This is a genomic window from Flavobacterium sp. GSP27 (assembly GCF_003970395.1).
Taxonomy (GTDB): domain Bacteria; phylum Bacteroidota; class Bacteroidia; order Flavobacteriales; family Flavobacteriaceae; genus Flavobacterium.
In genome coordinates this window covers 193,683-201,391 of sequence record NZ_RYDP01000006.1, presented here as the reverse complement: position 1 = coordinate 201,391, position 7,709 = coordinate 193,683, and the positions used below count along the sequence as shown (strand labels likewise).

Here is a 7,709-nt window from a genome sequence, read left to right as displayed (position 1 = left end):
ATTACTTGTCAAAATTTCTTTTAACAGGATTCAAATCTTTGGAAAACAATCTGTTTTGCTTTTTGTCATGTACTTAAAATTAACTTATACAATTACTCTAAGTCCAGACTTTCAGACTAGAAACAAAAAAAGCCCCAATCTCTGGGGCTTTTCCTGTTTTATTCCTCTTCCTCCGTACTATGTGACTTTGAATAGCCTCTCCATTTCTCGATGCAGTCCTGCAAATCCTGCGGAAGTTCCGTATCAAAACGCAGCATCTCACCGGTTGTAGGATGAACAAAACCCAATGTTTTAGCGTGCAAAGCCTGTCTTGGCAATGCTTTGAAACAGTTGTCAATAAACTGTTTGTATTTTGTAAACGTAGTACCTTTTAAAATCAAATGACCGCCATACCGCTCATCATTAAATAAAGGATGTCCTATGTGCTTCAAGTGTGCCCGAATTTGGTGCGTTCTCCCGGTTTCCAGTTGGCATGAAATTAAAGTAACATAACCAAAACGCTCCAACACTTTGTAATGCGTCACGGCTGGCTTCCCTATTTCCGGATCAGCAAAAACCGCCATCTGCATGCGGTCTTTAAGGTGACGTGCCAAGTTTCCTTCAATCGTTCCTTTTTCTTCGACTACATTTCCCCAAACCAAAGCCACATACTCTCTTTCGGAAGTTTTAGCTTCAAATTGCTTGGCAAGATGTGTCATAGCCGCTTCGGTTTTAGCAATCACTAATAAACCAGAAGTGTCTTTGTCAATTCGATGCACTAATCCGGGACGTTCGCTGCTGTTCATTGGCAAATTATCAAAATGATACGCCAAAGCATGTACTAAAGTTCCGGTGTAATTCCCATGACCGGGATGCACTACCATTCCTGGCAATTTGTTGATCAATAACAAAGTATCGTCTTCATACACAATATCAAGCGGAATATTCTCCGGAATAATATGGTTTTCATAAGGAGGATGCGTAAGCATCACCCGAACTACATCATGGGCTTTTACCTTGTAATTCGACTTTACGGTGGCATCGTTTACAAAAATATTGCCATCGGTCGCCGCAATTTGTATTTTATTGCGAGTTGCATTTTGAATCAAACTCATCAAATATTTATCAATCCGCAAAGACGTTTGTCCTTTAGGAACTTCAAATCTAAAATGTTCAAATAACTCGTCTTCTAAATCTATTGTATCACTATTATTGTTCATCAACTGGTATTTCTTCTATTGGTGTTGCCAGTGTATCTGCAGCACTGGTCTCTTCATAACTCATTTTTCCGTCTCCTAAAACCAAGTCGATTTTGGAGGATTTTAAGACTCTGTCCCCTGCTTTCAGGTTTCTGCCTTTGAAACGCATTTCCAGCACCATGTCTTTTCCAAGATTGGGAACGTAGGTAATTTCTCCTTCTTCAAGTCCTAAAGCTTTCAATGTAGGTACTGCTTCGCGATACGTTTTATTGACTAAATCCGGAATACGAACCGATGAAAATCCCGAAGTATTTATTTTAATATATATTTTTCGTCCTACTTTTACTTTCGTACCGGGCGTTGGATCTTGCTTAACTACACTAAATTGCGGAAAATCACTTCTATAATCTACGCTGTCTAAAAGTACATAATCTAAATCCAGCTCATTCAGTTTTTCCTCGACTTGTTCTTCTGTCAACTTACGCAAATCCGGCACGGTAATTTCATGTCCATGATCTGTTGTAAAAGTCAACCAATGCATAAATAAATAACCCAAAGCGACAATAATGGCAAGTGCAATTAGTATTTGAACAAAGAAAACACGGCTGGTAAGATACTTACGTAAACTCATAAATTTATTTTTATATCTGGCAAAGATAAAGCTATTTCGTTTCAAAAAAAATGATAATTTTGTTTAGAATTCGTTTAGTCGGTCAATCGATTAAACGTTTAACCGATTAAACGTATATAATGAAAAACATTGCCATCATCATGGGCGGATATTCCAGCGAGTATAAAATCTCTCTTATCAGCGGAAACGTCGTATATCAATTTCTGGACAAAACAAAATACAACGGATTCCGAATCCATATTTTCAAAGAAAAATGGGTTTATGTTGATGCTGATGATGCCGAATTCACTATCGATAAAAATGATTTTTCAGTAACTGTTGATGGTAAAAAAATCACTTTTGACTGTGTGTTCAACGCCATCCATGGAACACCAGGCGAAGACGGATTAATGCAGGCCTATTTTGAATTATTGCATATTCCGCAAACTTCCTGCGATTATTACCAAGCAGCATTAACGTTCAACAAACGCGATTTATTATCAGTTTTAAAACCATACGGCATAAAAACAGCCACTTCCTATTACTTAAACAAAGGTGACCGTATCAATACGGACGAAATTGTAGCTAAAGTAGGTTTGCCCTGTTTTGTAAAACCCAACAAAGCCGGTTCTAGTTTTGGCATTTCCAAAGTAAAAACTGCTGCCGAATTGCCCATTGCAATAGAAGTTGCTTACAAAGAAGACAACGAAATTATCATAGAAAGCTTCTTGGATGGCACCGAAGTTTCTGTAGGAGTAATCAATTATAAAGGAAAAGTAACCGTATTACCAATAACTGAAATTGTTTCAGACAATGATTTCTTCGATTATGAAGCCAAATATTTGGGTAAATCACAGGAAATCACTCCAGCGAGAATCTCGGATGAAATGACTCAAAAAGTGAGTGAAATTGCTAAACGTGCATATGAAGTCCTGAAAATGAAAGGTTTTTCCCGAAGCGAATTTATATTGGTAAACGGAGAGCCACACATGTTGGAAATGAACACCATTCCGGGATTAACAACGGAAAGTTTGATTCCGCAACAAGCCAAAGCCGCCGGAATTTCATTGGAAGATTTGTTTACAAATACGATAGAACTGGCTTTGTAATAAATCACTTAATTCTTAAATACTAAACAAACGTGTCATTTAAACAAAGGAATACATTCAAATAATGTCATTCCTCCGCTGTCAGAATGACAAAACAGAAAAAATAAATGAGAAAAGCAATATTTCCAGGTTCATTTGACCCCATCACTTTAGGACATGAAGACATCATCAAAAGAAGCATTTCCTTATTTGATGAAATCGTTATTGCCATTGGTATCAATGCCGAAAAAAAATATATGTTTTCCCTCGAAGAAAGAAAACAATTCATTGAGGAAACCTTCAAAAACGAACCAAAAGTTTCCGTGATTACCTATGAAGGTTTGACGATTGATCTGTGCCACAAAATAAACGCTAATTTTATCCTTCGCGGTTTGCGCAATCCTGCTGATTTCGAATTTGAAAAAGCAATTGCGCACACGAATCGTCGGTTATCAAAAATTGAAACTGTGTTTTTATTGACCGCTGCAAAAACGTCGTACATCAGCTCCAGTATTGTACGAGATGTAATTCGCAACAACGGGCAATATGAAATGCTTGTTCCCGATGCAGTCCGAGTAAAATAATTTTAAAGCGATTTTGTCAAGTCGAGCGCAGTCGATACTAATGGATAGGTCTCGACTGCGCTCGACTTGACAAATAAACAGTCCCAATATAACTTGTAAAACGAGGCAATAATCCGTAATTTTGCCAAAAATAAAAGCCGTTAAACATGAGTATAGAAAGAGAATTAAGCAAACGCAGCGGGTCAAAATGTGAACTTTGTGGCGCAACTGAGAACCTGAAAGTGTACCAGGTATTGCCTACCAAAAAAGGAGGGATTGAGGAAAACATCATGGCTTGTAGCACCTGTATTGACCAAATTGAAAATCCGGATACCGTAGATTTAAATCATTGGAGATGTCTAAATGATAGCATGTGGAGTGAACATACTGCCGTACAAGTTGTCGCGTGGAGAATGTTAAGCCGTTTGCGTGGTTCTGGATGGCCTCAAGAATTATTAGACCAAATGTATTTAGACGAAGATACTTTGGCTTGGGCACAAGCAACAGGTGAAGGCGAAGAAGAGGAGAACAAAGTCATTCACCGTGACAGTAACGGCGTGATTCTTGAAATTGGAGATTCAGTAGTTTTAATCAAAGATTTGAAAGTAAAAGGTTCAAGCATGGTAGCTAAACAAGGAACTGCAGTGCGTAACATCAGACTGGATCATGAAAATGCCGAATATATTGAGGGTAAAGTAGACGGCCAGACTATTGTCATTATTACACAATACGTTAAGAAAATATAATGGTCAGTTGACAGTTTTTAATGATCAGTACCTGAGTTGATAAAAAAATTCAGTGGTCAGAAATAAGTGTAATCAGATACTTCATTAAAGCAAAAAATCGTTAACAGTAAATTTAATTTACCTTTAACGATTTTTTTATTGTCAATTATTTTACGGATAACTAACCCAGAAGCTTCAGGACTGAACACTGAACACTTTTCAAAACTGAACACTAAAAAACTACTCCTCTTCTTTCTTAATCACTTTTCGAGCGACTTCGATTTTGAATTTCTTGCCTTTCATTTTTTCGTCTTTGATGGCGTGAAGTAAATCTTTCACTTTATTGAATTTCACCGCTGCAAATGAGATAAAATCTTTCACTTCAATTAATCCTAAATCGTCTTTTTCTAATTTCCCTTTTTGGGAAAAGAAACCTACGATATCAATTTTATTCAATTTATTTTTCTTTCCACCACTGATGTAAATCGTTTGAAATTCAGGTGGTTTTGGCAATGAAGTGGAATTCTCCACTTTCAAAGCTTCCATTCCGTAATCGATGTAATCCATTTTTTTCTCACTTTCATGAGCAATAATATACGCCGTACCAGAAGCTAGCATACGTGCTGTACGCCCGTTTCTATGGGTAAATTCGTCTTCTTTAGATGGCAAATGATAATGAATAACATGATTCATTTCAGGGATATCGAGTCCACGAGCAGCCAAGTCAGTTGTGATTAGATAACTTACACTTCCGTTTCTAAACTGGATTAAGGCGCGTTCTCTTTCGTCCTGATCCATTCCGCCATGATAATACGTGGCATAAATTCCTTTTTCGTTCAACGTATCGCTGATGCGCTCTGCAGCATCACGATGATTACAAAAAACAATTGCCGATTGTGATTTCAACGAACAAATCAAGTTGAATAAACTTCCTATTTTATCTTTTTCTTTCGAAACGACCATTTTCATCGAAAGATTCGTTTCGGCCACGTTTTCTGGAATAAAGTCCAAAATAGTCGGGTTTACGACTCTTGTATATCGTGGAATTTCAATATCGGAAGTGGCCGAAACCAAAACGCGTTTATTGAGTTTCGTTAATTTTCCAATTATAAAAGACATTTGTTCATGGAAACCCAATTGCAACGATTTATCAAACTCATCCAAAATCAAGGTTTGAATTTTATCCACACGGAAAGTGCCTCTGTCGATATGATCCGCGATTCTTCCCGGAGTTCCTATTAAAACTGCTGGAGGATTACTTAAGTTTTTAATTTCGGTATCGATGGAGTGTCCGCCATAGCACACATTTACTTTATAATCGGTTCCCATTTTTTTCCAAACCTGCTCAATCTGCAATCCTAATTCGCGTGAAGGAACCAAAATTAAACATTGAACCGATTGAATTTCGGGTTGTAACATTTCTAAAATCGGCAACAAAAAAGCCAAAGTTTTTCCGGAACCTGTTGGCGAAAGTAATAAAATATTATTATCATTCAAGATTGCATCTTGTGCTACTTCCTGCATTTTGTTCAGGCTTTCGATGCCTAAATTCGAAAGTATATTATTGGAATGGTGTTTCTTATTCATTTTTTTTATTTGGACAAAGGTAATTTTTAATTCTCAGTTATGAATTTTGTATTTTCATTCTTTTTCAATCGGGTATTTCCTTTTCTTACATTCATATCTACAGCTGTCTAAAAAAAGCTACATTTGATATTCCATTTAAAAAACCGAAAAATGAGACTTTTCACATTCCTTTTTTTACTATTCTCCATCAGTGCTTTTGCACAAAAAAACAATAAATACGATACTTTTTTCGAAAAAGGTAATGGAAATCAATCGGCATCTTACCAAGAAACAATTGCGTACTTCAAACTTCTGGCGGATGATTTCCCTACTATCGAAATTCAAAAAATGGGTTTAACGGATAGTGGTGAGCCTTTGCACATGGTTATTTTTAATCCGGAACAGCAATTTGACTTTGGAACCATCCAAAAAAACAAAGCGGTAATTCTGCTTAATAACGGAATTCACGCGGGGGAACCGGACGGAATTGACGCTTCCATGCAACTGTTTAGAGATTTAGCGTTAGGCAAAATAAAAGTGCCAAAAAACACCATTATCGTTTGTATTCCGGTGTACAATATTGGCGGCGCTTTAAACAGAAACTCCACTTCAAGAGCCAATCAGGACGGACCTGAAATCTATGGTTTTCGTGGCAATGCCAGAAACTACGATTTGAATCGAGATTTTATCAAATCAGACACCCGTAACACGAAAAGCTTTGTAGAAATATTCCATAAAGTAAATGCAGATGTTTTTATTGACAATCACGTCAGCAATGGCGCGGATTACCAATACAAACTGACGTATATTATGACCCAACATAATAAACTAGGAACTATTTTAGGGAATTTTTTAAATACTGAAATGATGCCTGCTTTGGTCGAAGATTTACAAAAAAAGAATATCGAAACTACGCCTTATGTCAATGCTTTTCAGGACACACCAGACAAAGGTTTTGGTCAGTTTTTTGAGAGTCCACGATTTGCAACCGGTTATACTTCATTGTTCAACACCATTGGGTTTGTGGTAGAAACGCACATGCTAAAAAATTATGTGGATCGGGTGAAAGTAACTTACGAATACATGCGTTCCGCAATTGATTTTACAGATGCTAATTACAAAAAAATCAAACAACTGCGATTAAAAAATGAAGAGCAGTATAAACCACAACAATCGTACACGATAAAATGGGAAATTGACAGTACAAAAACGATTCCTTTTTCGTTTTTAGGCTATGAAGCCAGTTACAAAAAAAGCGACGTCACCTCCGGAAACCGTTTGTTTTATGACCAAACAAAACCGTACAAAAAAGATATTCCGTACAATAAGGAATTTAAATCGGTAAAAGAGATAATAATACCAGAAGCGTATATAATTCCGAGAGGATTTTGGCCTGTAATTGAATTATTAAAGAGCAATACGATCTCCTATCGCCAATTAAAAAAGGACACAATAATTGAAGTTGAAAGCTACAGGATTGCGGATTTCAAAACGGCAAGTTCCGCATACGAAGGTCATTATTTACACCGAAACACTTCGGTAACCGCTAAAATGGAGAAAGTGGCTTTCGCCAAAGGGGATTACGTTATTCCTACACAACAAAAGGGAATCAAATACCTATTGGAAACATTGGAACCAGAGGCCGTCGATTCTTTTTTCAATTGGAATTTTTTCGACACGCTGCTACAACAAAAAGAAGGGTATTCCGATTATGTTTTTGAAGATTCTGCAACACAAATTTTGAAAGATAATCCAAAATTAAAAGCCGAATTTGATTTAAAAAAACAAAGTGACGTTACCTTTATCAATAATCCGGAAGCGCAACTGGACTGGATCTACAAACATTCCGTTTATTATGAAAAGGCACATTTACGCTATCCTGTGTATCGTGTTTTAAAATAAAAAAACGCTCGTTAAAATGTTTATTACACACAAATTTCACGAATTCCCACAGATTAATTCGTGGAAATTAGTGAAAT

The 7,709-nt window shown here is 36.7% G+C and carries 7 protein-coding genes; 4 read left to right on the top strand and 3 right to left on the bottom strand.

Annotated elements, in window-relative coordinates:
- Positions 1-158: 158 nt before the first annotated feature.
- Together EKM05_RS07665 and EKM05_RS07660 are read right to left on the bottom strand one after the other, a co-directional pair.
- Positions 159-1,199, bottom strand: coding sequence for an RluA family pseudouridine synthase (locus EKM05_RS07665; protein ID WP_126554455.1), 1,041 nt, complete (start codon positions 1,197-1,199; stop codon positions 159-161).
- Positions 1,189-1,809: a PASTA domain-containing protein gene (locus tag EKM05_RS07660; RefSeq protein WP_126460585.1), complete on the bottom strand. Its 621-nt coding sequence runs from the start codon at positions 1,807-1,809 to the stop codon at positions 1,189-1,191. Before EKM05_RS07660 ends, EKM05_RS07665 begins: the two co-directional genes overlap by 11 nt.
- Before the next feature lie 119 nt (positions 1,810-1,928).
- Here EKM05_RS07660 and EKM05_RS07655 point away from each other — a divergent pair, with 119 nt between their 5' ends.
- The 3 genes from EKM05_RS07655 to EKM05_RS07645 all read left to right on the top strand — a co-directional run bounded on the left by EKM05_RS07655 (position 1,929) and on the right by EKM05_RS07645 (position 4,185).
- Positions 1,929-2,897: a D-alanine--D-alanine ligase gene (locus tag EKM05_RS07655; RefSeq protein WP_126554453.1), complete on the top strand. Its 969-nt coding sequence runs from the start codon at positions 1,929-1,931 to the stop codon at positions 2,895-2,897.
- A gap of 107 nt (positions 2,898-3,004) precedes the next feature.
- Positions 3,005-3,460: a pantetheine-phosphate adenylyltransferase gene (coaD, locus tag EKM05_RS07650; RefSeq protein ID WP_126554451.1), complete on the top strand. Its 456-nt coding sequence runs from the start codon at positions 3,005-3,007 to the stop codon at positions 3,458-3,460.
- Between the two features lie 146 nt (positions 3,461-3,606).
- The gene (locus EKM05_RS07645; RefSeq protein ID WP_126460579.1) at positions 3,607-4,185 is read left to right on the top strand and encodes an alkylphosphonate utilization protein; all 579 of its coding nucleotides are present in this window, start codon (positions 3,607-3,609) and stop codon (positions 4,183-4,185) included.
- Between the two features lie 219 nt (positions 4,186-4,404).
- Here EKM05_RS07645 and EKM05_RS07640 read toward each other — a convergent pair whose 3' ends face one another.
- Positions 4,405-5,751 carry a DEAD/DEAH box helicase gene (locus EKM05_RS07640; RefSeq protein WP_126460577.1) on the bottom strand — a complete coding sequence of 449 codons (1,347 nt, stop codon included), beginning with the start codon at positions 5,749-5,751 and terminating at the stop codon, positions 4,405-4,407.
- 150 nt (positions 5,752-5,901) lie between these two features.
- Here EKM05_RS07640 and EKM05_RS07635 point away from each other — a divergent pair, with 150 nt between their 5' ends.
- Positions 5,902-7,632 (top strand): M14 family metallopeptidase, encoded by a 1,731-nt coding sequence (locus tag EKM05_RS07635; RefSeq protein WP_126460575.1) that lies wholly within the window; start codon positions 5,902-5,904, stop codon positions 7,630-7,632.
- Positions 7,633-7,709 lie beyond the last annotated feature (77 nt).

Bases quoted from the DNA above. Each gene is read 5' to 3' on its own strand.
- EKM05_RS07655 (WP_126554453.1), top strand. From the start codon at position 1,929: ATGAAAAACATTGCCATCATCATGGGCGGATATTCCAGCGAGTATAAA.
- EKM05_RS07660 (WP_126460585.1), bottom strand. From the start codon at position 1,809: ATGAGTTTACGTAAGTATCTTACCAGCCGTGTTTTCTTTGTTCAAATA.
- EKM05_RS07635 (WP_126460575.1), top strand. From the start codon at position 5,902: ATGAGACTTTTCACATTCCTTTTTTTACTATTCTCCATCAGTGCTTTT.
- EKM05_RS07665 (WP_126554455.1), bottom strand. From the start codon at position 1,199: ATGAACAATAATAGTGATACAATAGATTTAGAAGACGAGTTATTTGAA.
- coaD (WP_126554451.1), top strand. From the start codon at position 3,005: ATGAGAAAAGCAATATTTCCAGGTTCATTTGACCCCATCACTTTAGGA.
- EKM05_RS07645 (WP_126460579.1), top strand. From the start codon at position 3,607: ATGAGTATAGAAAGAGAATTAAGCAAACGCAGCGGGTCAAAATGTGAA.
- EKM05_RS07640 (WP_126460577.1), bottom strand. From the start codon at position 5,751: ATGAATAAGAAACACCATTCCAATAATATACTTTCGAATTTAGGCATC.